The organism is Arthrobacter sp. TE12232, assembly GCF_054062615.1.
This window is the reverse complement of sequence record NZ_JBSSFK010000001.1, coordinates 519,574-545,897: the sequence shown is the minus strand read 5'-3', so window position 1 is coordinate 545,897 and position 26,324 is coordinate 519,574. Positions and strand designations below refer to the sequence as shown.

General features: G+C 64.3%; 21 protein-coding genes and 1 pseudogene. 6 read left to right on the top strand and 16 right to left on the bottom strand.

The window, feature by feature from the left end:
* The first annotated feature begins 261 nt into the window (after positions 1 to 261).
* Both ACVWZ7_RS02440 and ACVWZ7_RS02435 read left to right on the top strand, forming a co-directional pair.
* A complete protein-coding gene (locus ACVWZ7_RS02440) occupies positions 262 to 1,311 on the top strand; it encodes an IS110 family RNA-guided transposase (RefSeq protein ID WP_241709585.1) in 1,050 nt (349 codons plus the stop codon).
* A gap of 446 nt (positions 1,312 to 1,757) precedes the next feature.
* The gene (locus ACVWZ7_RS02435; RefSeq protein ID WP_241709585.1) at positions 1,758 to 2,807 is read left to right on the top strand and encodes an IS110 family RNA-guided transposase; all 1,050 of its coding nucleotides are present in this window, start codon (positions 1,758 to 1,760) and stop codon (positions 2,805 to 2,807) included.
* 442 nt (positions 2,808 to 3,249) lie between these two features.
* On the opposite strand, the gene ACVWZ7_RS02430 is transcribed toward ACVWZ7_RS02435, so the two are convergent.
* From ACVWZ7_RS02430 to ACVWZ7_RS02365, 14 genes and pseudogenes are all read right to left on the bottom strand, one after another.
* Positions 3,250 to 3,867 (bottom strand): adenylate kinase family protein, encoded by a 618-nt coding sequence (locus ACVWZ7_RS02430; protein WP_456506855.1) that lies wholly within the window; start codon positions 3,865 to 3,867, stop codon positions 3,250 to 3,252.
* A gap of 34 nt (positions 3,868 to 3,901) precedes the next feature.
* Positions 3,902 to 4,672, bottom strand: coding sequence for a maleylpyruvate isomerase family mycothiol-dependent enzyme (locus ACVWZ7_RS02425; protein ID WP_456506854.1), 771 nt, complete (start codon positions 4,670 to 4,672; stop codon positions 3,902 to 3,904).
* Positions 4,672 to 5,505, bottom strand: a complete 834-nt coding sequence (locus tag ACVWZ7_RS02420) for a fumarylacetoacetate hydrolase family protein (RefSeq protein ID WP_456506853.1) — start codon at positions 5,503 to 5,505, stop codon at positions 4,672 to 4,674. Before ACVWZ7_RS02420 ends, ACVWZ7_RS02425 begins: the two co-directional genes overlap by 1 nt.
* Positions 5,502 to 6,626, bottom strand: a complete 1,125-nt coding sequence (locus ACVWZ7_RS02415) for a cupin domain-containing protein (RefSeq protein WP_456506852.1) — start codon at positions 6,624 to 6,626, stop codon at positions 5,502 to 5,504. Before ACVWZ7_RS02415 ends, ACVWZ7_RS02420 begins: the two co-directional genes overlap by 4 nt.
* 10 nt (positions 6,627 to 6,636) lie before the next feature.
* Positions 6,637 to 8,310 carry a (2,3-dihydroxybenzoyl)adenylate synthase gene (locus ACVWZ7_RS02410; RefSeq protein ID WP_456506851.1) on the bottom strand — a complete coding sequence of 558 codons (1,674 nt, stop codon included), beginning with the start codon at positions 8,308 to 8,310 and terminating at the stop codon, positions 6,637 to 6,639.
* Positions 8,307 to 10,343, bottom strand: coding sequence for an acetate--CoA ligase family protein (locus tag ACVWZ7_RS02405; RefSeq protein ID WP_456506850.1), 2,037 nt, complete (start codon positions 10,341 to 10,343; stop codon positions 8,307 to 8,309). The genes ACVWZ7_RS02410 and ACVWZ7_RS02405 overlap by 4 nt, the downstream gene beginning before the upstream one ends.
* The gene (locus tag ACVWZ7_RS02400) at positions 10,336 to 11,910 is read right to left on the bottom strand and encodes an FAD-dependent monooxygenase (protein ID WP_456506849.1); all 1,575 of its coding nucleotides are present in this window, start codon (positions 11,908 to 11,910) and stop codon (positions 10,336 to 10,338) included. Before ACVWZ7_RS02400 ends, ACVWZ7_RS02405 begins: the two co-directional genes overlap by 8 nt.
* 87 nt (positions 11,911 to 11,997) lie before the next feature.
* Positions 11,998 to 12,162, bottom strand: a complete 165-nt coding sequence (locus tag ACVWZ7_RS02395; protein ID WP_175460521.1) for a hypothetical protein — start codon at positions 12,160 to 12,162, stop codon at positions 11,998 to 12,000.
* A gap of 197 nt (positions 12,163 to 12,359) precedes the next feature.
* Positions 12,360 to 13,352 carry an Lrp/AsnC family transcriptional regulator gene (locus ACVWZ7_RS02390; protein ID WP_091252965.1) on the bottom strand — a complete coding sequence of 331 codons (993 nt, stop codon included), beginning with the start codon at positions 13,350 to 13,352 and terminating at the stop codon, positions 12,360 to 12,362.
* A 100-nt stretch (positions 13,353 to 13,452) separates the two neighbouring features.
* Positions 13,453 to 14,700 (bottom strand): amidohydrolase, encoded by a 1,248-nt coding sequence (locus tag ACVWZ7_RS02385; RefSeq protein ID WP_456506848.1) that lies wholly within the window; start codon positions 14,698 to 14,700, stop codon positions 13,453 to 13,455.
* Positions 14,701 to 14,713: 13 nt separating this feature from the next.
* Positions 14,714 to 15,478 (bottom strand): hypothetical protein, encoded by a 765-nt coding sequence (locus tag ACVWZ7_RS02380; RefSeq protein ID WP_091252968.1) that lies wholly within the window; start codon positions 15,476 to 15,478, stop codon positions 14,714 to 14,716.
* A 25-nt stretch (positions 15,479 to 15,503) separates the two neighbouring features.
* Positions 15,504 to 16,238 (bottom strand): DUF5058 family protein, encoded by a 735-nt coding sequence (locus ACVWZ7_RS02375; protein WP_456506847.1) that lies wholly within the window; start codon positions 16,236 to 16,238, stop codon positions 15,504 to 15,506.
* 166 nt (positions 16,239 to 16,404) lie between these two features.
* Positions 16,405 to 16,898, bottom strand: a pseudogene (locus ACVWZ7_RS02370) (IS110 family transposase); the annotation flags it as partial.
* 466 nt (positions 16,899 to 17,364) lie between these two features.
* Positions 17,365 to 18,198, bottom strand: coding sequence for a PaaX family transcriptional regulator (locus ACVWZ7_RS02365; RefSeq protein ID WP_456506846.1), 834 nt, complete (start codon positions 18,196 to 18,198; stop codon positions 17,365 to 17,367).
* 171 nt (positions 18,199 to 18,369) lie between these two features.
* Here ACVWZ7_RS02365 and ACVWZ7_RS02360 point away from each other — a divergent pair, with 171 nt between their 5' ends.
* From ACVWZ7_RS02360 to ACVWZ7_RS02350, 3 genes are all read left to right on the top strand, one after another.
* Positions 18,370 to 19,728, top strand: coding sequence for an MFS transporter (locus tag ACVWZ7_RS02360; protein ID WP_456506845.1), 1,359 nt, complete (start codon positions 18,370 to 18,372; stop codon positions 19,726 to 19,728).
* A 128-nt stretch (positions 19,729 to 19,856) separates the two neighbouring features.
* Positions 19,857 to 21,308 carry an aldehyde dehydrogenase gene (locus ACVWZ7_RS02355; protein ID WP_091252974.1) on the top strand — a complete coding sequence of 484 codons (1,452 nt, stop codon included), beginning with the start codon at positions 19,857 to 19,859 and terminating at the stop codon, positions 21,306 to 21,308.
* Positions 21,309 to 21,341: 33 nt separating this feature from the next.
* Positions 21,342 to 22,448, top strand: a complete 1,107-nt coding sequence (locus ACVWZ7_RS02350) for an NAD(P)-dependent alcohol dehydrogenase (protein ID WP_254788448.1) — start codon at positions 21,342 to 21,344, stop codon at positions 22,446 to 22,448.
* 122 nt (positions 22,449 to 22,570) lie between these two features.
* Here ACVWZ7_RS02350 and ACVWZ7_RS02345 read toward each other — a convergent pair whose 3' ends face one another.
* Together ACVWZ7_RS02345 and ACVWZ7_RS02340 are read right to left on the bottom strand one after the other, a co-directional pair.
* Positions 22,571 to 23,212 carry an NADPH-dependent F420 reductase gene (locus ACVWZ7_RS02345; RefSeq protein ID WP_091253031.1) on the bottom strand — a complete coding sequence of 214 codons (642 nt, stop codon included), beginning with the start codon at positions 23,210 to 23,212 and terminating at the stop codon, positions 22,571 to 22,573.
* 237 nt (positions 23,213 to 23,449) lie between these two features.
* Positions 23,450 to 24,040, bottom strand: coding sequence for a TetR/AcrR family transcriptional regulator (locus tag ACVWZ7_RS02340; RefSeq protein WP_175460522.1), 591 nt, complete (start codon positions 24,038 to 24,040; stop codon positions 23,450 to 23,452).
* Between the two features lie 459 nt (positions 24,041 to 24,499).
* Between ACVWZ7_RS02340 and ACVWZ7_RS02335 the strand changes: the two genes are divergently transcribed.
* Positions 24,500 to 25,600, top strand: coding sequence for an NAD(P)-dependent alcohol dehydrogenase (locus tag ACVWZ7_RS02335; RefSeq protein WP_091252977.1), 1,101 nt, complete (start codon positions 24,500 to 24,502; stop codon positions 25,598 to 25,600).
* The last annotated feature ends 724 nt before the right edge of the window (positions 25,601 to 26,324 follow it).

Here is a 26,324-nt window from a genome sequence, read left to right as displayed (position 1 = left end):
CCCGAGGCCGGCTGGCAGACTGGCTGCCATTCCTGCCGGGCGTGACTCAGCGCATATCTGACCTGTTCGCTATTGCAGTGTCTTGAGACTGACCCGTCCGCCCGGCCGGAGCGGCACCAGTCTGACCCACTGCGATGGCTTGATAGAAGGTTGTCCGTCCCGCCCGTGACCGGCCGGCCGTGACTCGTTAGAGATTTGCCTCGAAGTGACTCTTCCCCCGGACCGGCGCCGTGATGGCCCCTAACGAAAGGAGACGCCACAGTGACCATCGTGGCAGAGAAGTACACGCACGTCATCGGGGTGGACACCCACTCAAGAACGCACACGTATGCCGTGTTGGCCGCGGCGACCGGTCAGGTCATCGACACCTCGACCTTCCCGGCCAGCCAGGCCGGCATTTCCCGCGCCATCAGCTGGATGCAGCGACGAACAACAATCGGGGAAGTCCTGGTCGCGGTTGAAGGCACCGGCTCCTACGGGGCAGGCCTGACCCGCGCCCTCCGCGCCGCCGGCCTTCCGGTGTGTGAGGCCAGACCGCCCAAGCGACAAAACCGCGGCAGCATCGGCAAGTCCGATGAGATCGACGCCCGCGCCGCGGCACGGGCCGTGCTCGGGACCGACATCGCAGCCCTGGCCCAGCCACGGGCAGAAGGCGCACGGGATGCCCTGCGGGTTCTGTTGGCCGCCCGGCGGTCCATGGACGGTCAACGCACCGCCGACCGTCATGCCCTGACCGCACTGGCCCGCACCATGGACCTGGGCATCGACGCCCGCAAGGCCATCACGGACCGACAACTCCACACGATCGCGGCCTGGCGTGATCGCCCAACGGACGACGTCAGCACAAAAGTTGCCCGATCCGAGGCCACACGCCTCGCCACCGCGGTGCTCCGGCACACCAGCGCACTGGAGACCAACCGGGCCGATCTGGCGCAACTCGTGGATCAGATGGCCCCCGGCCTCCAGGATCTCCGGGGTCTTGGACCCATCACCGGCGCCATCATCCTGACCGCCTACTCCCACCCCGGCCGCATCCACTCCGAAGCCGCCTTTGCCGCCCTCGCCGGCGTGAACCCGATACCGGCATCCTCCGGCAACACCACCCGGCATCGTCTCAACCGGCACGGCGACAGGCAACTGAACCAAGCCCTGGACGTCATCGCCCGCACCCGCATGGCATCCGACGCCGACACCCGCGCCTACCTCGACCGGCGCACCCAGGAAGGCAAAACACGCCGAGAAATCCGCCGCTGCCTCAAGAGGATCATCGCCCGGCAGATCTACCGCAAACTCACCACACTCATGGCTTGACACCACCCATAGAAGGGTCAGCCTGACACTGCAGTCGACAAACGACTCGCCACCACCTGTTACCCCACCCGGCCAGACGGTCCCACACCGTCGACGCTCGATGCTAGACCCACCGATAGCGCTCCAGCCGAACACATCGTCATGCGGTAACCAACCCGCGAATATCTCTAATGGTTAGTAGCCGACCCGAGGCCGGCTGGCAGACTGGCTGCCATTCCTGCCGGGCGTGACTCAGCGCATATCTGACCTGTTCGCTATTGCAGTGTCTTGAGACTGACCCGTCCGCCCGGCCGGAGCGGCACCAGTCTGACCCACTGCGATGGCTTGATAGAAGGTTGTCCGTCCCGCCCGTGACCGGCCGGCCGTGACTCGTTAGAGATTTGCCTCGAAGTGACTCTTCCCCCGGACCGGCGCCGTGATGGCCCCTAACGAAAGGAGACGCCACAGTGACCATCGTGGCAGAGAAGTACACGCACGTCATCGGGGTGGACACCCACTCAAGAACGCACACGTATGCCGTGTTGGCCGCGGCGACCGGTCAGGTCATCGACACCTCGACCTTCCCGGCCAGCCAGGCCGGCATTTCCCGCGCCATCAGCTGGATGCAGCGACGAACAACAATCGGGGAAGTCCTGGTCGCGGTTGAAGGCACCGGCTCCTACGGGGCAGGCCTGACCCGCGCCCTCCGCGCCGCCGGCCTTCCGGTGTGTGAGGCCAGACCGCCCAAGCGACAAAACCGCGGCAGCATCGGCAAGTCCGATGAGATCGACGCCCGCGCCGCGGCACGGGCCGTGCTCGGGACCGACATCGCAGCCCTGGCCCAGCCACGGGCAGAAGGCGCACGGGATGCCCTGCGGGTTCTGTTGGCCGCCCGGCGGTCCATGGACGGTCAACGCACCGCCGACCGTCATGCCCTGACCGCACTGGCCCGCACCATGGACCTGGGCATCGACGCCCGCAAGGCCATCACGGACCGACAACTCCACACGATCGCGGCCTGGCGTGATCGCCCAACGGACGACGTCAGCACAAAAGTTGCCCGATCCGAGGCCACACGCCTCGCCACCGCGGTGCTCCGGCACACCAGCGCACTGGAGACCAACCGGGCCGATCTGGCGCAACTCGTGGATCAGATGGCCCCCGGCCTCCAGGATCTCCGGGGTCTTGGACCCATCACCGGCGCCATCATCCTGACCGCCTACTCCCACCCCGGCCGCATCCACTCCGAAGCCGCCTTTGCCGCCCTCGCCGGCGTGAACCCGATACCGGCATCCTCCGGCAACACCACCCGGCATCGTCTCAACCGGCACGGCGACAGGCAACTGAACCAAGCCCTGGACGTCATCGCCCGCACCCGCATGGCATCCGACGCCGACACCCGCGCCTACCTCGACCGGCGCACCCAGGAAGGCAAAACACGCCGAGAAATCCGCCGCTGCCTCAAGAGGATCATCGCCCGGCAGATCTACCGCAAACTCACCACACTCATGGCTTGACACCACCCATAGAAGGGTCAGCCTGACACTGCAGTCGACAAACGACTCGCCACCACCTGTTACCCCACCCGGCCGGCACACGAATGAGCGGCCCCCGGAACCAAAAGCCAGGAGCCGCTCATTCATGCCTCTTGACAACCGGACCTACATATCAGCGGTCCAGCGTCGCTGTCGCGCCGCGGTGGGAGAAAGTATGCGGTTGCCTCGCCCCGGGCTCTGGCCGCGACGACACCCCACAGAATTCAGGGTGTTGCGCTCACCTCCTGAACTCGCCCGTCACTTCTGCCGGTGTTTGCGAGACAGTTCCGCAAACGGAAACAACCGGATGACCGTCTGATGGATCGCGCATTGCGAGCGCACAGATCCAATCGAGATCACCCCAGGAGGTAACCCGAGGGCGGCCCCGTTACCTAGGGGATCCTCCAGGAACTGTCTGCCTTGTTCAGGCTGTCTGGGACGCTTTGATCGCTTCCATGACGCGCTCGGTGACCTCATCAATGCCGCCGATGCCGTCCACCTGGGTCAGGATGCCGCGCTCGGCGTACTCTGCCACAACGGGCTCGGTCTGCTCGTGGTACAGGTCCAGCCGGTGACGGATGACGGCCTCGTTGTCGTCGCTGCGGCCTGTTTCCTTGGCACGGCCCAGGAGCCGCTTGACCAGTTCTTCATCGTCCGCGGTCAGCTGCAGGACGACGTCGAGCTTCTGGTCGCCGTCGGCCAGGATCGCGTCGAGGTAGTCCACCTGCTCGGTGGTGCGCGGTAACCGTCCAGCAGGAAGCCCGGCTCGACGTCGTCCTCGCCGAGACGGTCGCGGACCATCTTGTTGGTGACGCTGTCCGGGACGAAGTCCCCCGCGTCCATGTACGTCTTGGCCTCGACGCCCAGCGGCGTCTCCCCCTTGACGTTGGCGCGGAAGATGTCTTCCCGTGGAGATCGCAACGACGCCGAGGCGCTCCGAAATGCGTTCCGCCGGCCCCTCACAGGGAAGGCGGCACGGGGGTCCCGCGGTCGTTAAACCAGGAAAGCCCCCTCGTTGGGGGGCTTCCTGGTCGTGGGGCAAATTCTTCAGCGCAGGAATCCAAGCGCCGGAGCGCTCAGATCCACTTCGGGGCGGGGGGAACCGTGCCGTTTGATGTTTCAGTGCCGGTGGTGGCTGCGGGCCTGGCGGCGGTGACGCCGCTGTTGCCGCGGCCGGCGGCCCATTCGACGACGGCGGCCAGGGGTCCGGAGACCACCGTGGGGGAGGCCGACGTCGTGTCTCCGAAGGTGAGATCCGGGTCCGTTACCTTGACGACGAGGTCCTTGTCGGTGCCGCGGGTGTGCCAGGCGCCGGTGATGTCCGTCAGCAACCGCTCCAGCACGGGGACCGGGATGTCCCGGAACGCGGCCCCGTTGTCCAGGTCGACGGCGTGGATCCAGACTTCGCGGCTGCGCATCCAGACGGTTTCCGTGGCGGGCACTTCGCGGCCCTGGATGGTCCGGACTGTGTGGTGCCAGGCGTCCTCGGGCAGGTCCCGCCATTCGACGTTCAGGTGCACGGCGGAGTGGTCGAAGAGGTGCCGCAGCGCGATCGGGCTCAGCGTGGCGCCGAAGTTGATCTCGTGGTCCCGGACGTCGGTGGAGGCATACATCGGGGTCTCGACGCCGGTGGCCGCCCACTCGATGAGCCGGGCGATGGCCCGGGCGTTGTAGCCGATGTGCGCGGTGATGTGGCGGCGGGTCCAGCCCGGCAGCAGCGAGTCGCCGTCAAGCTCCGCGTCGGACAGTTCGTTGAGCTTGCGGGCGAAGAACGCGGTGCCGCGCCGGGCCTGCAGCAGGGCCGCCAGCAGCTCCGGTTCCGTCGTCTGGTCGTGGCGGGCAACCATCAGGCTTCCTTGACCACGCGGTTCTTCAGCTCTCCCAGGCCCTCGATGGTGGTGACCAGGATCTGGCCTTCCTGCAGGTAGCGCTTCGGATCCTGGGCGTGGCCGACGCCGCCGGGTGTGCCGGTGGCGATGACGTCGCCGGGGTTCAGCGTGATGATGGTGGAGATGTAGGAAACCAGGAACTCCGGGGTGAAGACAACGTCGTTCGTCGGGGTCTGCTGCTGGATCTCGCCGTCGACCGCGGTGGTCATGAGGCCGCCGTTGAACTCGTCCTTGGTCACCAGGGCGGGGCCGAACGGGGTGGACTTCTCCCAGGTCTTGCCCTGCAGCCACTGGATGGTGCGGAACTGGTAGTCGCGCATGGACACGTCGTTGAGGACGGCGTAGCCGGCGATGTGGTCCGCGGCGTCGGCTTCGCTGATCCGGCGGCCCTTCTTGCCGATCACGACGGCGAGTTCGGATTCCCAGTCAACAGTGGACGATTCCTGCGGCAGGGCCAGGTCATCGTTCGGGCCGATCAGGGATTCCTGGTACTTGGCGAACAGGGTGGGGAACTCGGGGACTTCCCGGCCCATTTCCTTGATGTGGTTGCGGTAGTTGTGGCCCACGCAGATGATCTTGCCGGGGGAGGGGACAACGGCGTCGAGGTCAGCGCCCTCGGACGGGTGCGTGGCGCCGTTGGCGGCCTTCGCGGTGGCTTCCCAGCCCGGGGTGCGGAGGAGTTCTCCGACGTCGGCGAAGCCGTCGATCTCGGTCAGGGTGTCGCCATCCTGGCGGACAGCCTTGGTGACTGTTTTTCCCTCAACGGGGAGGCGGAGGGTGAGGAGTCTCATTTGTTGTTGCGTCCTTCGATGTAGGTGCGGTTGAAGTTCAGCCGTTCGAAAATGGGGGCGTCGCTGAAGCGGAACAGATCGAATTCCGTCTCTGCCTGCAGGGACCAGGCGGCCCAGGACGGGACGACGAAGAGGTCGCCCTTGGCCAGGGTCCTGGTCTCGCCGTTGAGGACCACGGAGCCGGTCCCTTCGAAGACCTGCCAGACGCTGGAGCCGACCTCGCGGACGGTTTCGGTGGTGGCGCCGGCGCGGAGCCGGTGGAATTCGGCCCGGATGGTCGGCATGACGTCCCCGCCGGTGGTGGGGTTGGTGTAGCGGACGGCGGCGTGGCCCTGGGACACGGTGGCCGGGTGGCCCTCGTCCTCGAGGAGCAGCTGCTCGGTCAGGGCCCGGTCCGTGTATTCCCAGCGGTAGGCCGCAATGGGGGAGCTCGTGGTGTCATCCAGCCCGGAGAGCGGCCGCAGCCCGGGGTGGGCCCAGAGCCGTTCGGAGCGGGAGATGTCCGGGGTGGCCTCGTCGGTGACGCGCTCGGTGCCGAACTCGAAGAACCCGGCGTCGGCGTAGTGCACGAACGGGATGTCCAGGCCGTCGATCCAGGCCATCGGCTCATCGGTGTCGTTGTGGTGGCCGTGGAAGTTCCAGCCCGGGGTCAGCAGGAAGTCCCCGCGGGACATCCGGACCGGGTCCCCGTTCACGACCGTCCACACGCCCTCGCCCTCGACGACGAAACGGAACGCGTTCTGTGAGTGGCGGTGTTCCGGGGCGGTCTCGCGGGCACCGAGGTACTGGATCGCCGCCCACAGCGTCGGGGTGGCATACGGGGTACCGGCCAGGCCCGGGTTCGCCAGGGCGATGGCCCGGCGTTCCCCGCCCCGGCCCACCGGCACCAGGTCCCCGGCACGGGCGGCCAGCGGGTACAGATCGCTCCACCGCCACACATGCGGCACCGCCTTCGGGGACGGGACCATCGGCATCAAATCCGCGATCTCGGTCCACAGCGGGACCAGGTTCTCGCGGTCAAAATCCCGGTACAACTCCTTGAGCTGTGCGGCTTCTTCGGGCGTCGGCTCCGGAGCAATATGCCCCGCGGCCACAGATTCATGAGTCGTATTCTCGATCATGGCAGTCTTCCTATTGTGCGTGGACGCCAGCGGCAGCCAGGCGTTCGGCGATGTCGGCACGGAGGTCCTTTTTGTTGATCTTGCCGACCTTGGTAGTGGGCAACTCGTCGAGGACCACGAGTCGCTCAGGTATTTTGAATGCAGCCACACCGGTCTTGCGCAGCAGGTCCTGAATCTGTTCAAGGGTTACTTCGCGTCCGGGTTTGACCGTGATGTAGAGGCAAAGCCGCTCACCGAGCATCGGATCAGGCATCGCGACTGCGGCCGCCATGGTCACGTCTTCAAGACGGTAGACCAGGCTTTCAATTTCCTCGGCCGAGATCTTCTCCCCGCCTCGGTTGATCATGTCCTTGTCGCGGCCCTGGACGATCAGGTTGCCGTCAGGACGCCGCTGGACAATGTCTCCGCTGGCATACCAGCCATCCGGAGTGAACGCCCGGGCGTTGGCTTCGGGGGCGCGGTAATAGCCCCTCGGGGTGTAGGGTCCGCGGGTCAGGATGGATCCGGGAACCCCGTCCGGCAGGTCCTCGCCGGCTTCATCGACGATCCGCACCTCGTCGGCCTCGGATACGGGGCGCCCCTGCGTCGTGCAGATGACATCCTCGGGGTCATCCAGCCGGGTGGTGTTGATGAGACCCTCAGCCATGCCGAAGACCTGCTGCAATGTGGCGCCCAGGATCGGCTTCACCTTCCGGGCAATTTCGTCCGGCAGCCGTGAACCACCGACTTGAAGCACCTGGAGGCTGGCCAGCTGCTTAGTGCCGGTTTCCTGCTGATACTCGATCCATCGCTGGGCCACGGCAGGGACAGCCGTTGAGAGTGTAACTTTCTCACGTTCGATGGCGGCGAAAGCCTTGCGTGGTTCGGGGCTCGGCAGCATGACCACGCGGCCGCCCGCGAAAAGAATACCGAGAATACCCGGGCAGGCCAGCGGGAAGTTGTGGCTGGCCGGCAGCGTGCCGAGGTAGACAGTGTCCTCGGTGACTCCCGTGGGAACCGACGTGGCTTTGACGTTATAGGCGTAGTCGTTGTGGGTCCTGGTGATGAGTTTGGGCAGCCCGGTGGTTCCCCCCGAGAGCAGAAACAAGGCCGGCGAGTCGGGCGACGGCGCAGCAGCGTCCAGCCTCGCGCGGGCACCCGAAACGTCCTTGCCTGGTGCCAGAATTTCCTCGAGACGTACGTTAAGGGGGTGCGCTGCACCGGAAACGAGGATGATTTCCAGCGAAGGAATGCTTGACGCAAGTTCTTCGGCCATCGCCTGGTGGTCAAAGTCCTTGATCACGTCCGGTACGGCGATGGCCCGTGATTCGGAGAGCTCTGTGAGGAACGACAGTTCATATTGCCGGTGTGCCGGCAGAGCCATCACCGGGATGATGCCGGCACGGAAACACGCAAGGGTCAGAACCGTGAACTGCCAGCCGTTGGGCAACTGGACCATGATGCGGTCGTCCGCTTTCAGGCCCAACTGCAGCAGGCGTTCCGCGGCCGCATCCATTCTGTTGGCCAACTCGGCGAAGCTGAGCCGGACGTCACCGTCCACTATTGCGATTTTTTCCGGCAGCCGGTCGGCCGTTTCGAGGATGTAGGCGCCGAGGGGGCGGTCTTCCCAGTAGCCCTTGTTGCGGAATTCTGCCGCAAGGTCCGCCGGCCAGGGGATGGTTCCCTCACTGGTGTGGCTGGTCATTTCATGTCCTCCTCGACATTGATAACTACTGCATCAAGGGCCACGAGCCCGTCATGGGTCAGGCGCAGGGGGTTGATTTCGATTTCTGCAATTGCGTCATTGGAAACAAGCGCATCGCCGAGCCTGACCAGCAGGGCCGCCAAATCCTCCGTCTCCAGCATCGGCCCGGAACGGAAACCGTACAAGAGCTCGCGCGCTTGCAGGTCACCGGGCATGCCCTCCGCCACACGGACGGAAAGGGGAGCGGAACGGATGGAAATATCGGCGAAGACTTCCGCAGTGGTGCCACCCAGACCCAGAACGGCGATCGGTCCGAAGACCGGATCACGGCGGACGCCAACCACGAGGTCGACGCCGGACGGGGCCATGGCTTCGACCAGGAATTCGCGGGCGCCGGCCGCTTCAAGACCGTCCAGCGCCCGGTCCATGGCCCCGGGGGAGTTCACCCCCAGGTGCACACCGCCGATCTCGGTCTTGTGCAAAATAGCGGCGTCGAGCAGCTTGACCGCAACCGGACCGCCCAGCTCGGCGAGAGCGTCGTGAGCCGCGGCGCGGGTGCTGCAGCTTCGCCGGGCAGGTGTGGCGATGCCGAGTGCGCCAAGGAGTTCCTTGGCGCGGTTCTCGTCCCAGGGCCCTTCCAATGCCGGCCAGGTGAAGGCTCCAGCAGGTGCTTCGGCGCGTTGGAATTGTCCCCGGGCGTCGTTGACCAGAGCCGTAATGCCGTGGGCCAGAGAGGTCGGTCCGCAGATCAGTGGCAGGTCGTGGTGGCGGGCTGACTTCCGGGCACGTTCAAGGTCGCCGTCGGGTCCGTCGACGCCGATCAGGAACGGCATTGTGTTAGCCGCCCCGGAATTGGCGACGGAGAGAGGAAGGTCGGCGACGGGTTCGGTCAGGCCGTACACCGCGACTACATTGATGGCCGGGTCGGAGGCCACTGCGGCCACGACCTTTTCGTACCCCGGACCGGGGCGGCCGGTGTCCACGGGGTTCGCCTGGAAGGTCAACGGTGGCAGCAGCGTGCCGATGGTGTCCTGGCTGGCCTGTGCCAGGCGCGGCAGCATCACGCCGGCGCTGTGGAGGGCATCGGCGATCAACAATCCAGGGCCTGCCTGCCCCGTGATGAGTCCGACTCCGGGGTCGGCCCCCGGCGCAAGCCTACGCCCTGCCAAGGCGGTGACAGCGGCAACCAGCTGGTTCTCGTCGTCGACGACCACGGCACCGGCTTGCTTCAGGACCGCCCGTGTGGTGCGCCAGGATGTGGCCAGGGCGCCCGTGTGGGACTGGGCGAACTCCGAGACGTCATTTCGCCCGACAACCAAAGCCACGACCGGTTTGACGGCACTGAGGCGTGAAACGGCGTCAATGAGCGCTGGTCCGTCGGCGACGGTTTCCAGATGCAGGGCAACCGCTTTGGTTTGTTCATCGGAGATCAGGTAGTCGAGGACATCGGGTGCGCTGATGTCGGTCCCCGCGCCGATGCCGACGGCGAGGCTGACGCCCACTCCGGCGCGCTGCAGGTGGAAGGCTAAAACGTGGTTGACTCCGCCGCTTGCCGCCACCACGGCCACCGAACCCGGTTCCAGTTCTGCGACGCCGGGTACGAAGCTGGCGCGCAGGTTGCGGCGGGGCACGAAAAAGCCGGACGTGTTCGGGCCGAGCAGCCGAATGCCGGTGTCGCGGACCGCGGCCTCCACCTGGTGGGCGAACTCGATGCCGGGACCGCCGGCTTCGGCAAACCCCCCGGCGCAGACAAGGGCAGCCTTGGCGCCGTTCGCTGCACTGTCGCGCAGTGCCTGGGCGGTGGCTGCGGCAGGTACGCAGAGCACCGCCAGATCGGGGCCTCCCGGAATTGCGCTTGCGGCGTCGGCGATGCTGGTGTGCATGCCGTTTTCACCGCGGCTGTTGACGAGTTCAACAGGAGCCGGGTAGTTGGACAGCGACTGCGCCATAACGGCGCCGAGCTTCTCCGGACTGGACGAGGCGCCCACGACGATGATGCCGCGGGGTGCGAATAGTGGAGTGAGACTATGCATTGGTTGCCTCCCTGCCTTCCACTACAATGGCGTCTGCCCGGCCGGAGAGCACCAGAGTCAGAGCCGACACCGGTCCCCGGTCATCGACGATGACGCTAGTCAGGCCGCGGCCCAGGCGGGCTTCCTCTGAGAGGAGGATCCGCGTGAACGGATTGCCGCCCTGGATCACGACGGCTGCGGCGCTGGACGGCAGTTGGTCGAAAACGGCGTCAAGTCCGTCTTCCGTATCCGGCGCGGTGAGCAGTAGTCCCGTGTTGGCGTCGGCGTCCGCCGGGTCGGTGGTCAGGGCAATGCTGCCGGCGGCGCCGGTCAACGCCGGCTGACCGTTCCGGTGTGTGAGGGAAAGCAGGCGTCCGCTGAATTCGACGGATCCTGCCGGAAGAGGTGTTTCCAGCGGCGTGCTTCCGTGCCTGTCCAGCCAATCCTGTTCTGCGGATTCAACCAGGCCGGGATCCCGCTGGCGGATCTTGTCGATGTCGATGCTGCGGGAAAAGAAGTGGAAGGTGAACTGGGTGGGGTCGAAGGAGTTGTAGTACCGGGCGAAGTGTTCCCACCAGCTCAGTCCACCCCGCGCCTGGTTCTGGATCTTGGCGACCTGGGGCTGGCGTTCGGCCTCGTAGTTTGTGAAGGCCAGTTCGAGGTCGTCCTGGTGCGCAGCGACTTCTCGAACCAGTGTGATGGCGTCTTCCATGGCCATCTTGGTGCCGGAGCCGACGGAGAAGTGGGCGGTGTGCACGGCGTCGCCGAGCAGGACGACGTTGCCCTTGTGCCAAGTGCGGGTGCGGCGGGTGCGGAAATTCGCCCATCGGGAGTTGTTGGCCACGAGGGGCTGTCCCGCGATGTCTTCGGCGAAAAGCTTTTCGAGGAAGCGCTGGGTCTTCAGGTCGGAGGGGCCCGGAGGCTGGCTGGCGTCGAATTCGTCGAGGCCGGCCTTCCGCCACGTCGTTTCGTCAGTTTCGACGATGAAGGTGCTCAAGTCGTCGCTGATCGGGTAGCCATGGACTGCGAAGTTGCCGAATTCACTCTGTCGGTGGACGAAGGTGAGGCCATTGAACTTGTAGGTGGTCCCGAACCAAATGAACTTGGCTGTTGCGGTCTCTGCGGTGTGGCCCAGGCTCTCACCGAGCTGTTCGCGTGTCGACGAGTTGGCACCGTCGGCGCCGACGATCAGGTCGAATTCCTCGAGCTGGGACAGGTCGGGAACATACTGGCCAAAGCGCATGTCGACGCCGACTTCTGCGGCCCGGTCCTGCATGAGCTTCAGGAGGGTCTTGCGGTAGATAGCAGCCATGCCGTTGCCGGCGAAGGACTTCTGTTCGCCTTTGAGCCAGACCTCGATGTCCTCCCAATGCGTTCCGAAGTCCCGGAGGCCGTTGCGAACAACGGGATCGGCGTCGTTGATGCGATTCAGCGTTGCGTCGGAGAAGACCACGCCAAAGCCAAAGGCGTCCGTCGCCTGGTTCCGTTCGAAGAGCACGACGTCGGCGTCGGGAACGGTCTGCTTGAACAGGGTTGAGAAGAACAGTCCGCCGGGACCGCCGCCAATGCAGGCTACGCGAAGTGCCATCGATGCCACCTTCTAGAGTTTGGGAAGTCAGTGAGAGAGGTCTCACTAAAATTATGTAACCATTCTACGCTGTGCGTCAACCATTTGTTACATGTAGTTTTCGATGACTGCCCGGACGGACCTTCCGATGACTTCCTCGACGAACGTCCGCGCCTGTGGTCCCGGTTGTTCGCGGGCCCGGCTCAAGAGGTTCAACGCAGCAGGGCCCAGCCGCGAGGCCGGGGCCGACTCCGGCGTCTGGTAAAGGACCATGGTCCGTAAGTCTTTGCCAGGCTGTTCCGTGAGTAGCTGGCAGTCTGATGCTGTGGGCCGGCCGGGTCATAGCCTTCCGGACAATCAGGGCGGCGCTACCGGGAAACCGGTTGCACATGACGTTGGCCGAGGCCCGGGACTCCCCGGTCTTGCAGTTGTTTTCGGAGGCGAAGCTGTAGCCTCTTCACGCGGCCGGCTCAGGCTGCCGGCGCAGGCCCTTCCGGAATTCCGTCGTGGTAGCGCACGGTGTTTCGTTTGAATACCTCTGCATAGATGGAGGATCGGGCCGAGGCCACGCCTTCCCGTTTCTGGAGGTCAGACAGCAGCAGCCCAAGGTCCTCCAGTGCGGTTACCGCCACCTGTGCCACAAGTTGCTCGCCGGAGGCAGCGGCCCAGCGCGTGACAGGGAGGCTGGCCACGTATTCCCCCAGCGAGCGTGTCGATGCGCCTTCGCAGGTGATCGTGATCAGGGATTCGACGGGAAAGCCCAGGGCTGCCAGGTCCACAACGGCCCTGATGAACAAGATTCCGGAACTGGTCATCGCATCCAGACGCCGGCTGACGGTTGCCTTGGAGACGGACAGTTCAGAAGCGAGTTCATCCAAGGTCGCCCTGCCATTGCCGTGCAGCAGCATGGCCAGCATCCGGCTGGTGTCATCGAGCGGTGGATGGTCGGTCGCCGGACCGGCTAGGCGGCCGTCCTCATCGGAGTGGAGCGCTGCGTACTGTTGTTTGCTGAGAACATCCGGCGTCCAGCCGGAGGGTGTGCGGAAGTAGTCGAACAGCGGCATCATGGTGAACGATTGGATGCCGTCCACCGTCGCGAGACGGTGGTAAAGCAGCTCTGCGAGTTCATCGGGAGCGAGGAAGATTCCCGCCACTGCCTCGTTCGCCCCTGATAGGGCGCTGACCCACGAGGGCTCGTCCTGGTCGGCGAGCCACGAACAGACCTGGCGCAGCTCTCTGGGAGCCGCCTTCACGCGAAGCAGGAACTCGGCGCGAGAACTGACTGCTGCGGGGTTGATGAAGGCGTTGATGCGTACGGCACCGGATTCGAGCAGTTTGTTGCCGCGGCGTGCCACGGTCCGTTCCTGTTGGCCCAGGACCTCGGCGATCAGCCGCCACGGGGCGCGGCCATTGCGAACTAGTGCGGCCATGATCTGCCGATCGAGCGAATCAAGCTGCTCCATGTCCGGTTCCTTCACTGCTGATTTTTCGTCTTGGACACCGGCTTGGGTGGGTATCTGAAGTGCGCGGGGCGGCCAGGCTGTCCGGACGCCCCGCGCCGTCTCAGTTCCGGCCCAGATAGGCTAGCACTCCGGAAAGCGCCGCACCTGTTCCTCCGACAACGGCAGCGTGTGCCTCCGGCGCGAAGAACGGCGAATGGTTGCCGGCCGGCGAAGTGCCGCCCTCGAAGAGTTCCGAAGCGAAGGCGCCAAAGGCCCAGTAGACACCGGGAACGCCGATGGCGTCGCTGAGCAGGCCCGCATCTTCGGAAGCCATCCCGAGCGGGGCTTCGGTCAGTGCGTCCGTGCCGAAGTCCGCAGTGAACGCTTCGATGATGCGGCGGGTGGCTGCCGGATCGTTGTAGCACCGGGGGAAGGTGTTCAGTTCAGTGATGGTGGGTTCGGGGGCTGCCGAGGCAGCGGCTTCGGCGGAGATGACCCGACGGATTGCTGCGAGCACGGTTGCGCGGGTGTCTTCGTCCGGGGTCCGGACGTTGATGGATAACTCCGCAGACTCCGGGATGATGTTTTCCTTCAGGCCGGCGTGGAAGGTCCCGACAGTGACAACGGCCGGCGTCGACGGTGCCAGCTCGCGCGAGACGATGGTCTGGAGCCGAAGGACCATGGCAGAAGCGGCAACGATTGGATCGACGGATTTCTCGGGCTGCGAGCCGTGTGCCTGCTTGCCGTGGACGGTGATCTTCCAGGAGTCTGCGAGTGTGGCCATGTGCCCGTCCCGGATGAAGAGATTGCCCTTGCCCGCGGGCAGGACGTGTTGGGCCAGCACCACCTCGGGTTTGGGCGCCCGGTGCCACAGGCCGTCGTTGATCATCGCCGTCGCCCCGTACGCTGTCTCCTCGCCGGGCTGGAAGATTAGGACCAGGGTTCCCGCCCACAGCTCGCTGCGTTCTGTGAGGAGGGCAGCAAGCGCGAGTGCGGCAGTGATGTGGGTGTCGTGCCCGCAGCCGTGCATTACCGGGACGGTGGCACCGTCCGGCTGCGTGCCCGTGGCCTCGCTGGAGTAGTCCAGGCCGGTCTGTTCGGCGATGGGCAGGCCGTCGGTGTCGGCCCTGAAGCCGACGACGGGTCCGTCGCCGTTCTTCAGGACACCCACCACACCAGTGACTCCGCAGCGGAAGGATTCAATCCCCAGGCCCGCCAGGTGGGCTTCGATGTAGGCGGCAGTCTCGAATTCCTGGGCAGAGAGCTCGGGGTGGGCGTGAAGGTGCTTGTAGACTCCGACGTATTCGTCCACAAATGATTCGGGAACCTCTATCGCGGCGGTCAGGCGTACGCCCGTGGTGGTGGTCATTTCTGGTTCCCTTTCAGCGGGTGGGTTCGGAGATGTGTGCGGGGGGACTTGCCACACCGGGCGTTGCGGCAGGACCGGACGGCGGGGTTTTGGACCGCGCAAACCAGGAGACGGCGATGGTGATGATCACGGCCAGCGCCGTGGCATAGTAGGTCAGCGCCGGCACGAGCGGAACTACAACGAAAACGATGAGGGCGGCGACGACAACGGCCACGATGGTGGTGCGGCGGCTCTTCAGGGCCATCACGCTCTGCAGGACGACGGCACCGAAGACCGCGGGCAAAATGTAGCCGCGGGCCGTGGCGATAAGCGGTGCGGGGAGCGTTCCCACCAGCCAGGTTCCCAAGACGCCCACAAAGAGGATTAGGGTGGCGATGTGGATCAGCACCGCGCCGATAATGGCGCTGCCGGCGATGAGTTCTGCCCGGCGGGTGCCCGGCCTCTCACCAAGGTTTGCCTGGGCAACAACGGCCGCGGGGAGGAGCTTGTTAGCAATGTTGCCGATCAGGAACGCCTGGTACATGGCTGAGCGCCCCAGGATCGGGAAGTACGAGATTGGCTCAATGACGGCGATGACGCCGAAGGTTGCCAGCACGGCACCGACGGCGGTCATGAGCTCCACCGCCGTGATGCCCATGCCGGAGCCGAAAGCGGCGTAGAGGGCAGCACTCAGGGAGATGAGCAGCCCAAGCCCCAGTGTGATGGGGCCCCAGATGGAGGTGGTGCGGTCAAATGCTGCAAGTCCTGCGGATGTGTCAGCGGAAGTCGTTGTGGACATCAGAATGGCTCCTTTCAGGTGGTTTTCAGGCTGCGGTCATGAAAAATGCGGCTGCGAGGGCCACGATGATGGCGATTCCCAGTCCCCACTCGCGCAGCCAGGGACGCCGCAGCTTGTGGGCCAGCAGGATGCAGACTCCCATCGCCGCCGCTGACACGATCATCGTGACCAGATGCGCGGGGGACTTGACCACTTCGGTGAAGGTGAGAGTGAAGAACGCGCCCAGCAGCGCCGCCGTCGGGACGATGGCCATCACCGCGGGATTAACTTTGCGGAGCGTGGCATCGCCCTTGCTCAGGATAGGCGTGAGGATCAGAGCGGAGAGCATCCAGGCGAGGCCGCCGATGGTCATGGCGGCGAACGCGAGGGCGAAAATCTTCTGGGTGTAGGTGGGCCCGCCCAACTGAGCATGCTGGGTGCCTGCCGAAATTCCGGCGGCGGCGACGTCGAAGGCAGCCGAACCCACCAGCCCGACGCGGGTGAGCACCGCCGGTGTTCCGAAAAGCGGGAGGAGCGAAACCGCAATCAGCGCCACAGCGAGGGACGGCCCGATTGCCGCGACAGCTCCGGAGCGGACTGAACTGGTGACCTGCGCAGGCGTCAGCCCGGCGGCCGGCGCTGCTTTCCGGATGGCCCTGAAATAAATGACGGACTGGAGGATGACCACGGCGAAGACGCCTGCGGCGCAGGCCCAGAGGACCGGATGCTGGATGAGGGTGGTTATCTCTGTGGAACTGGGATCGACAACTGCAACAGCCACGTTGGCTCCCTTGCAAAGTGTGAGGAACACCCACGAACAGGGGTGTCTAAAAGATGGACTAAACGAACAGATTGTGCCGTTATGTTTCATTTGTACAGCACTGAATGTCCATAAGTACATACTTTGTCGATGTCTGGCGTGTATCAGCCACGTCGCATGAACGTAAATTGTTCAGGGCTCTGTCGCCGCCCCGGTTGAGTCGGTGCCGGATGGTATTGCCGGAGGACGCCGGAATCGGGTTGACTCCGGCCGGGGAGGCGAAGGCTGCTTCGGAGCGGATCCGTCCGTGGTGGGACCACGCGGTAAGGCAAATGGCGCACGTCCGGGCCGGGTCGTTGACCCGGGGCAGGGCGGTCAGCGCATTCACGGCCCTGGTGCGCCCGGTGGTCATGGATTTCCGCGCGGTGACCAGGGCCTGCAGGACCGCGCGCACTCCTTCGTTCAGCCGCGGCCGGCGCAGTTGCTGCTCATCCAGGGGCAGAGCGGCTCCGGCGATCCGGTGCGCGTCCAGCGGATCGGATTTGCCGTCCCCGTGCCGGGCATCCATGCGCGCGGCTTCAGCGACCTGGTAGCCGGCCACGCCGACTGCACAGGCCAGCAGGGCGCCGTAGGATCGGCGCCCTCGATCACCCAAAACGTGGCCAAGTCAGCGCCGGTCCGGCCCAGACTAGCTGAAACCGAATGCTCCCATACGACGTTTTTTGCACCGACAATAGGCAGGAGCGGCTGCGGGCGCTTCCTGCACGTCGCAGTACCCGACGCACGCTATATGCGGGCGGCGATCTTGTGGCGGGATTCAACCTCGCCGCTGCCTGCGCTCGTGCCAATGCGCCCCACCCGCTTCGTGGACAGTACTCGCTTGGATAGTGTCGGCGACTGATTGACTCAGCAACTCTGACGTCTAGAGCCGCCAAGTCTCTAGCCGCCCGACCCTACGGGTATAGAAGCATCGGCGGTCGCAGCGCTCCTCCTTGCGGTGGAAAGTCCGCGAGCAGCCTGGACGAGGATGTCGAATGGCAGGCCGCTCAAGGACGGTCTCCGGGCTCCCTGCGCGTGGTGAACCACCCCTCGTGATCCACCTGATCCACGTCAGGCGGTCACCGGGTACGAAGCCTCGGCGCCCGGCTTATGCCACAACCTCCTGGCCTTGCCCGACGGGCTGGCCGATGATGCCGGATACGAACTCCGTGGCCGCAGGGCCGAGCTGGCGGTGCACTGCACCGAAGAGGCTGAACGCTTCGCTGCTCGGCCAGCCCTGGGGCTGTAGTTCACGGGGTAGGTAGGGGTCCCGGAACGGGAAGCGACGGAAGTCCCCGATGATACGCATCCGTTCGATGAGCGCCGTTCGCCCGTCTTTGCCCGCATTCAGGGTCTCGTCATTGAGTGCGGCATAGGTGCCAATGAACTGCCGATAGTCCGCGCCGAGCTGCTCAAGATCCCAGCATCGCGCGGCAAGGTCCCTGTCCTCGTCAAGTTCGCCCGTCCCGCACCAGAGGGCATCCACTTTTGCCAGCGGATATTCCGCGGCGAGCTCGCGGACCTCGGACATGAGGTCGTGGGGACTCAGCCACGTTGACGGGGACAGCTGGCCGAAGCCATGCCACGCGAGTTGTTTTCGGAGCTGTTCGCGGACGGCCCGTTCGGATTCCGGCACCTGGTAGATGGCCATGGTCCAGCGTCCCTCCCAGCTCTCGTCCCGGCGTCGGAAGATGCGTTCGCGTCCTTCGTCAAGGATTTCCAGCATGTGGGGAGTGAGGGAGTACACCGTTTCCCGCCCGACGCGCCGGGTGGTGAACCAGTCCTCCTTGCGCAGGCGCGACATGTTGACGCGGACCGTGGCCGCCTCAATATCAAAGACGGCCAGGAGTTCGGTGATGTCAGCAAGCCGGACCTCGTTCCCGGCGTACCGGAGGTAGTCCCCAAAAAGATCCAGGATTAGGGCTCTGGGCTTCCACTGCATAATGCTTCTCCAATACTTGCGTGCCCGGGCGGCTGTTATTCGCAGAACATGCAACAAGTCTGTTGACGAACAACATATTTATGTTACATTCAGTTGTGGGTCAGATCACAGCCGAACGGCCCCTCATCTCTGGCACAGTCACAACGTCGTGTATATCACCTGGAGTCCCCAATGGCTTTTCAATCGCCTGCCTCACTTCCGGTTCGCCCTCGCAAATCGGCAGCCGCTGTCATCTTTCTCTGTTTCCTGGCCATCGTTTTCGACGGATACGATCTGGTTGTCTACGGTGCAATCGTTCCCAAACTTCTTGCGTACGAACCTTGGGGCCTGACTCCGGTGCAGACCGGCGCGATCGGCAGCTACGCGTTGGCCGGGATGTTCATGGGCGCCATCCTCATCGGGTACCTCACGGACATCGTCGGGCGGCGGAAGGTCATGATGGTTTCCATTGCAGCCTTCTCACTGCTCATGCTGCTGACGGCCTGGGCACCGACTCCCGAGCTCTTCGGTCTGTTCCGCTTCCTGGCAGGCCTTGGCCTGGGCGGTGTCATCCCTACGGCCATCGCACTGACAGTGGAGTTCTCAAAGTCGAACCGGCGCAACTTCAATAACGCCCTGATGTTCTCCGGATACGCTGTTGGCGGGATCCTCGCCGCCCTGGTCGCCCTCGCCTTCCTGCCCGCACTCGGATTCCGGGGGATGCTGGCCCTCGGCGGCGTTCCACTCGTTGCCGTGTTGCCTCTGCTATTCAAGTTCCTTCCCGAGTCCCCAGCTTTCCTCGCTGTCAAGGGTGACCGGGCCCAGGCGGACCGCATCATCGCCGACTACGGACTGGAACCGCTTCCCGAAACACCCGTAGACTGCGGCGCGCCGGTGGCCGGCCGTTTTCGCACCCTGCTGACCGGGCGCCTGCTCGGGGCGATGGTCCTCTTCTGCCTGGCTGGTGTCTGTGGCCAGACGCTCGTGTACGGGCTCAACACCTGGCTGCCGCAGCTCATGGTCATCGCCAAGTACTCGCTGGCCTCTTCGCTGACATTCCTTCTCACGGTCAACATCGGCGCCGTCGTGGGTGTGCTCGTGTCCTCCCGTCTGGCTGACCGATTCGGACCCCGCCCGGTGACCGCAACGGCTTTCGCCAGTTCCGGCATAGCGCTCGTTCTCATGGGGACCAGCCTCATGCCACTTCCGGTCATGTATCTGCTTGTCGCGGTGGTCGGTTTCGGGTCAGTGGGAGCGCAGATCCTGGTGAACGGCTTCGTTGCAACTTACTTCTCAGGCGCAACGCGTGCCACGGCCCTAGGCATCACGCTCGGGATCGGGCGGATCGGCGCGGTCCTGGCTATCTCGGGCGGCGGCGTCCTGGTAGCGGCCTCACTGGGCAACTTCATCAACTTCTCCGTCTGGGCTATAGCAGCAGCAATCGGCGTAGTCGCCGTGCTGTCGGTGCCGCGGCTTCTCGCCGAGGCAACCACCAGCCCGGACGTCGAGGCCGTTCGGCCGACAATATCCAACACCGCCATACCGCACTGAGACGAGCCTCGTTGTCCCGGTTGAGGCCGCCGCCGGTGGAATCCGGGCATCAAGAATTCCTGCAGGCATAGCGCCGGCACATCAGCGCAGCCCGGCAACATCATCAAAAAGAAACCAAGGAGAACAGAGTGCAAACGCAACTCATCATCGACAACCAGCCCCGGAGCGCCCGCGAAGGCAAGACGTTCGAGCGGCGAAACCCGGTTTCGGGCGCTCTCGTGACCGAAAGCGCGGCAGCAAATGTAGACGACGCTCTCGATGCGGTTGAGTCGGCGTCAAAGGCCTTCAGTTCGTGGTCCACAACCGGCCCTACCGAGCGACGGGCCGTGATGCTGAAAGCAGCAGAAATCATGGAGCGACGGGGCCCCGAGTTCATCGAAACGATGATGTCAGAAGTGGGTGCAGCACAGCTCTGGGCCGGGTTCAATGTGTTCCTCACCGCGCAGCTGTTCCGTGAAGCGGCGGGGCTCGCTACTCAGATTCAGGGTGAGACGCTCCCCACGGATAAGCCCGGTACGCTCTCCATGACTGTCCGGCAGCCCGCCGGAGTTGTTCTCAGCATGGCTCCCTGGAATGGGGCAGGCGTGCTGGCGGCCCGGGCCATTGCCTACCCCATCGTCTGCGGCAACACGGTGGTCTTCCGCGCTTCAGAAACCAGTCCGAAGACCCATGCGATCATTGCGGAAGTCCTGCACGAGGCGGGACTTCCTGCCGGCGTTCTGAACTTCCTGACAAGCACCCCGGAGGACTCCGACCGGGTCGTCGAATCCATTATCGCGCACCCGGCGGTTCGGCGGATCAACTTCACCGGCTCTACGGCAGTCGGGCGCATCATTGCGGAAAAGGCCGCCCGCTACCTCAAGCCGGTACTGCTCGAGCTCGGCGGGAAGGCGCCTTTCGTCGTCCTCGACGACGCCGATATTGACGGCGCCGTCAATGCGGCCGTCTTCGGCTCCTTCCTCTACCAGGGCCAGATCTGCATGTCGACCGAACGTTTCGTCGTTGACGACAGCGTGGCCGACGAGTTCGTCTCCAAGTTCGCAGCACGGGCGGCGCAGCTAAGCGCCGGCGATCCGCTGGCCGATGACGCCTGCATCGTCGGTCCGATGATCCGCGAAGAGTCGGGTGCCCGCATCAACGGTCTCATCGATGATGCACTCGCCAAGGGAGCTGAACTTATCGTCGGTGACCGTGCCGACGGTGCCTCGATGCCTGCCACGATCATCGACAAAGTGCGGCCCGAGATGTCCATCTACGACCAGGAAACCTTCGGCCCCATCACCACGGTTGTCCGCGTTTCCGGCGTCGAAGAGGCGGTCCAGGTGGCCAATGACACTGAATATGGACTCGCCGCCGCCGTTTTTGGGGCAGACAGCACCAGGGCCTTGCAGGTTGCCATGCGCATCCAGGCCGGACACGTGCACGTCAACGGGGCAACCGTTCAGAACGAGGCTCAGGCTCCTTACGGCGGCATGAAAAACAGTGGCTACGGCCGGTTCGATGGCCGGGCCGTCATCAACGAGTTCACTGATCTCAAGTGGATCACGGTGGAGCAGTCCGACCAGCAATACCCGTTCTGAACCAAGAGGCCGAGGCATCCGAAAAGGAGAGACATGACAATGCAGGTAACCGCAGCGGTAGCTAGGGAACCGCGGCAACCGCTCACGATTGAAGAGCTTGAACTGGACGATCTGCGCCCGAACGAAGTACTTGTAAGAATGGTGGCCTCGGGCGTGTGTCACACCGATGCCATCGTCCGTGACCAGGTCTATCCCACACCATTGCCCGCGGTCCTCGGACACGAGGGCGCCGGAGTAGTGGAGCGGATCGGGGATTCAGTCACCACGGTACAGCCTGGTGACCACGTACTGCTGGCGGCCGCCTATTGCGGCAAGTGCGACCGCTGCCGGTCCGGGCAGATGGCCTATTGCGAGAACCTCTTCGCTGCGGACTTCGGCGGGCGGAGGCCTGACGGAACCACTGCGCTGAGCAAAGACGGGGAAGTGATTTCCTCCCACTTCTTCGGCCAGTCGTCATTCGCAACGTACGCCAACGTCGTCGAGGAAAGCGTCGTCCGGGTCGATCCCGACGTCTCCCTCGAGGTCGTTGCGCCGCTCGGGTGCGGCATCCAGACGGGAGCCGGTGCGGTCCTCAACGAACTCAAGCCCGCCCTGAACAGCACGCTCGTGGTTATCGGTACCGGCGCTGTAGGTTCCGGGGCCATCATGGCAGGCGCGATCGCAGGGTGCGCCCGCATCATCGCCGTCGACATCCACACGTCCCGGCTCGACCTCGCAAAGGAACTTGGAGCGACGGACGTCATCAACACAAAGAACGGTGACCTGACGGAAGAAATCCTCCGTTTGACGGACGGACGCGGCGCCGACTACGTAGTCGACACCACAGCCCGGCCCGAGTTGCTCCGCAAAGCGGCCGATGCTCTCGCCCTCAGGGGCACCCTGGCGCTGGTCGGCGCTGCCGCTCCCGGAACGGAGGTCTCCTTCGAGATCGGACTTTCACTGGTTAAGGGATGGACGTTCAAAACCGTGATTCAGGGAAGCTCCGTACCCCAGGTATTCATTCCCAAGCTCATCCAGTTGTGGAAGGAAGGTCGGTTCCCCATGGACAAGCTGATGCGCAACTACAGCCTGGGGGAGATCAACCAAGGCTTCGAAGACTCCGCCAACGGCACCGTCATCAAGCCCGTCATCGTTTACTAGCCAGCACCTGGTCTCCATGTGACGCCTTGGCGCTCATTACTGCATACGGAAGAGGACGACGGCGGGATGCTTCCCGCCGTCGTCCTCTTATGTTTGGTTTTTGATGCCTATCGGTGTCCGGGTTATTTGGTGACCTGAAGTCCGGTGTCCCAGTTGAAGTCGGCGAACTCCGGGTTGGCCTGCATGGTCATGAGGACGAACTGGAAGCCTTCGAGTTCCCGGGAACGCTTGAGCGGTCCGACGACGAGGGGGCGCATGCCGCCGGCGCTGACCAGGCTGCTGACCGCTGCGGTGGCGTCGGCGTTGTCGCCGGCGATGAAGACGTCCAGCGGCTGTCCGCCGGACTCGCCGGCGACCAGGGTGCCGGCGAAGGTGGTGTTGAACGCCTTGACGACGTTGGCGCCGGCGGGGGCAAGGTGTGCGATTTCTTCGGCGGCGGAGGTGCCGGGTTCAACGACCAGGGAATCGAAGGTCTCGAAGTTTACCGGGTTGGTGATGTCCACGATGGTCTTGCCGGTCAGGGCCTCGCCGTACGTGCTGACCACGGACTTGGCGGCGTCGAAGGGGACGGCCAGGACCACGATGGCGCCCTGGGGGGCGTCGGCGGTGGTGCCGAAGGTGACGCCGGTGCCCAGTTCGGCGGCCAGCTCCTTGGCCCTGGTGGCGTCCTGTCCGAGGATTTCGACGGTCAGGCCGCCGGCCAGGGCGCGGGTTGCGATGCCGCGGGCCATGTTGCCGTTGCCGATGATGGTGAGGTTCGTCATGGGAGTCTTCTTTCCGAATATGCGGGCCAGGAGGGTGTTCATCAGAGTCTGTTCTCTCGGGGGAGTGATGATTGAAGCTACAACTAAATATAGGCCGTGAAAGTTGAAGCGTCAAGTATTTTTCTGAACAGAATTTGATATTTGCTTTTAACGGCCACGCGACGGGCGGGCATGGTCAAGTGAGTTCTCCCCGGGCTTTGGTGCGGGGATTAGTAGATGCGGAGGCCGGGCTGGCGCTTATGACGGGCGCCGGGCCGCATCCATGGCATCTTGAGCGAGCAGTTCGCTGGTGCGCATGATGGCCGCGCGCCTGCGTTCTCCGTCCGGCGTCCCGGTGATTACGAGGGGGACATTCGGGCTCGAGACCCAGGCGTGGCACAGCGTGACAATGGTCAACAGGAGATCCTCCGCCGCCGGCTCGCTCAATGCCGGAAGGGCATCCCGGAGTTCGGTCACCTTGTTTGCCGAGCGGAGTGCGCGGGTCTCGGCTCCTACCGGATGCCCCTGCTCAAGCCCCTCCCAGAAGGTGAGGCGTGCGAGACTGGGGCGGCTCCTGGAAAAATCAAAGTACCGCCCCGCGAAATCTCCGATCGCAACAGGACCCGAGCCGACGATCGGGAGGTCATCCAGGGCGGTGACGAGTTCGCGGGTCAGTGCCGCTTCGAAGAGTCCGGCCTTGCCGCCAAAGTAGAAGTAAATCCTCTCCCGGTTGCACCCCGAGATCTGCGAAATCTGGTGGATGCGCGCACCGGAGAAGCCCCGTTCGGAGAACTCGGTGATTGCGGCATCGAGGATCTTCTTCTGCGTCGCGTCAGTGTCCCAGGCCATGGGTCCCATCATATCTCCAACCGTTCGTTTGCTTTTACGAAACGCCGGGCAGTAGCATCAATTCCAACCAGACGTTTGGAGATTGAGTGGAACACGAAGGCAAAGCGCTAGCGGCCGATGAAACGGATGCGCATCATCACCGAACCGTCGGTATGGCATCCGTCCATGTAAGGGCTGCTATCACTTGGGTGGCGATCTTTCCGCTGGCCGCAGTAGGGATGAGTATTTTGGCCGCATTGGCGCCGGAGTGGCCTCCGGTCCTGCGCGCTTTCACGCTCACACTTGTGGTCGTTCCCATTGCCGTCTACTTCGCTGTTCCCCGCCTTCTCCTGCTCCAGACGAAGCTGGGCCAAGCTGCGACGCGCACTCAGGCGCGGCACAGTGCGAAACGCAATTCGCGGGTTCGCAACCCACGCCGGGGTGCAGGATCATCCCGGCCACGATGATGAGGAGTCTGCCATGCAGATAACTGCCGCTGTTGCGCGCGAGCACAACACACCGTTCACAATCGAACAGCTTGAACTGGATGCCCTGAGGCCCAATGAAGTCAGGGTCCGCATGGTTGCAACCGGGATCTGCCACACGGACGTGCTCGTCCGCGACGGGGTTTATCCGACACCCCTGCCTGCCGTCCTCGGTCACGAGGGGGCCGGTGTTGTCGAAGCGGTCGGCGACTCGGTCGTCTCTGTGGCGCCTGGCGACCATGTTGTCCTCGCTGCCGCGTACTGCGGTCACTGCAAGCGTTGCCGGAACGGCCAGATGGCGTATTGCGAAAACCTTATGGCGGCGGACTTCGGCGGGCGACGTCTGGACGGCCAAACCTCGCTAAGCAAGGACGGAGAGGCCATCTCATCCCACTTCTTCGGCCAGTCATCCTTCGCGACCTACGCAAATGTCGTCGAGGAGTCGGTTGTCCGTGTCGACAAGGACGTCCCGCTCGAGCACCTTGGCCCCCTGGGCTGCGGCATCAACACAGGGGCGGGAACCGTCCTCAATGAACTTAAGCCGGAAATCGGGTCCTCGCTGGTTGTCTTCGGCACCGGCGCCGTCGGCTGCGCCGCAGTCATGGCTGCGCGCATCGCGGACTGTGCCACTATCGTCGCCGTTGACATCCACGACTCACGGTTGGAACTCGCCCAAGAGCTCGGCGCTACACACGTGATCAATTCAAAGACCGAAGACGTCGCGGGGCGGCTTCGTGAAATCACGGCTGATGCAGGCGTTGACTATGTCGTGGACACCACGGGTCTGCCCTCGCTCCTTCGCCAGGCGGCCGATGCCTTGGGCGTGCGCGGCACACTCGCCCTCGTTGGTGCGGCCAAACCTGGCACGGAGGTCAGCTTCGAGATCGGCGCGTCCCTTGTGAAGGGCTGGACGTTCAAGACCGTGGTCCAGGGCAGCTCGGTGCCGCAGGTCTTCATCCCCCGGCTGATCCAGCTCTGGAAGGACGGCAGGTTCCCCTTCGAAAAACTCGTCAGTGACTATGCCCTTGGCGACATCAACCAGGGCTTTGAAGACTCCAAGAGCGGGAAGACGATCAAACCGGTCATCGTTTTCTGACAGGTGCAAGGCCGGTGGTCTCCAGGGCCCCATGGATTTCCCTTCTTGGGATCACCTGACCGCCGGCCTGCCGGGTGCTTGCTACTGTCCCCAGGGGTACCGCCCGGGTTCGAGCGGGTTCGCCAAGTCAGTAGCCTCGTCCATATGGCCGGATCGGAGAGCCATTGGAGTTGCGGGCCATCCATGGCGGGTTATGAGACCGCGGGCAGGACTCCGCTGGAGTTCTTCCTTGAGGGCATTGTTTTCGGTGGCCTCCGCCAGAGCCTTCGTATTCGCTCGGCGGAGAGCCCGCAACTAGGCGTTGGAGTGAGGCTCCTCATGCACTGCTTCCAGTATTTCCTCCCGCCGGTTGCACTGTCGGAACCTTGGGGCGGCCGCTGGTGGGGCGGCGGTGAAGCAGTGGCAATCGGCATTGTGTCTCCTGATTCACGGTCTGACCAACAAGGGAGCCGCCCCCTCGGGGCGGCTCCCTTGTTAGTCAGTTCCTCGGCCGAGAAGCTCGCCGGGCCCCCGGCGGCGTTCCGGACGGCCACGGTATCCGGGGGGCGGTATCTCTGGGGCTCGACGATTCAAACCCCTGCCCATCCTGGCTGACCCGCGATCACGACGGCCGACAGGGCGTTGTGCCAATTCTCCGGCCCAGACCCTCAGTGCCCAGTAGGAGCCTGAAGGTGGCAATACTTCGCACGCAGCCAGGGCTCAGGGGCATTGGGCCGGCTCTTGG

What these genes read in the sequence shown, in the direction of transcription:
- ACVWZ7_RS02425 (WP_456506854.1), bottom strand. Translation starts at nt 4,672, where the DNA reads ATGGTTGCCCGCCACGACCAGACGACGGAACCGGAGCTGCTGGCGGCC.
- ACVWZ7_RS02420 (WP_456506853.1), bottom strand. Translation starts at nt 5,505, where the DNA reads ATGAGACTCCTCACCCTCCGCCTCCCCGTTGAGGGAAAAACAGTCACC.
- ACVWZ7_RS02415 (WP_456506852.1), bottom strand. Translation starts at nt 6,626, where the DNA reads ATGATCGAGAATACGACTCATGAATCTGTGGCCGCGGGGCATATTGCT.
- ACVWZ7_RS02410 (WP_456506851.1), bottom strand. Translation starts at nt 8,310, where the DNA reads ATGACCAGCCACACCAGTGAGGGAACCATCCCCTGGCCGGCGGACCTT.
- ACVWZ7_RS02405 (WP_456506850.1), bottom strand. Translation starts at nt 10,343, where the DNA reads ATGCATAGTCTCACTCCACTATTCGCACCCCGCGGCATCATCGTCGTG.
- ACVWZ7_RS02400 (WP_456506849.1), bottom strand. Translation starts at nt 11,910, where the DNA reads ATGGCACTTCGCGTAGCCTGCATTGGCGGCGGTCCCGGCGGACTGTTC.
- ACVWZ7_RS02395 (WP_175460521.1), bottom strand. Translation starts at nt 12,162, where the DNA reads ATGGTCCTTTACCAGACGCCGGAGTCGGCCCCGGCCTCGCGGCTGGGC.
- ACVWZ7_RS02390 (WP_091252965.1), bottom strand. Translation starts at nt 13,352, where the DNA reads ATGGAGCAGCTTGATTCGCTCGATCGGCAGATCATGGCCGCACTAGTT.
- ACVWZ7_RS02385 (WP_456506848.1), bottom strand. Translation starts at nt 14,700, where the DNA reads ATGACCACCACCACGGGCGTACGCCTGACCGCCGCGATAGAGGTTCCC.
- ACVWZ7_RS02380 (WP_091252968.1), bottom strand. Translation starts at nt 15,478, where the DNA reads ATGTCCACAACGACTTCCGCTGACACATCCGCAGGACTTGCAGCATTT.
- ACVWZ7_RS02365 (WP_456506846.1), bottom strand. Translation starts at nt 18,198, where the DNA reads ATGCAGTGGAAGCCCAGAGCCCTAATCCTGGATCTTTTTGGGGACTAC.
- ACVWZ7_RS02360 (WP_456506845.1), top strand. Translation starts at nt 18,370, where the DNA reads ATGGCTTTTCAATCGCCTGCCTCACTTCCGGTTCGCCCTCGCAAATCG.
- ACVWZ7_RS02350 (WP_254788448.1), top strand. Translation starts at nt 21,342, where the DNA reads ATGACAATGCAGGTAACCGCAGCGGTAGCTAGGGAACCGCGGCAACCG.
- ACVWZ7_RS02345 (WP_091253031.1), bottom strand. Translation starts at nt 23,212, where the DNA reads ATGACGAACCTCACCATCATCGGCAACGGCAACATGGCCCGCGGCATC.
- ACVWZ7_RS02340 (WP_175460522.1), bottom strand. Translation starts at nt 24,040, where the DNA reads ATGGCCTGGGACACTGACGCGACGCAGAAGAAGATCCTCGATGCCGCA.
- ACVWZ7_RS02335 (WP_091252977.1), top strand. Translation starts at nt 24,500, where the DNA reads ATGCAGATAACTGCCGCTGTTGCGCGCGAGCACAACACACCGTTCACA.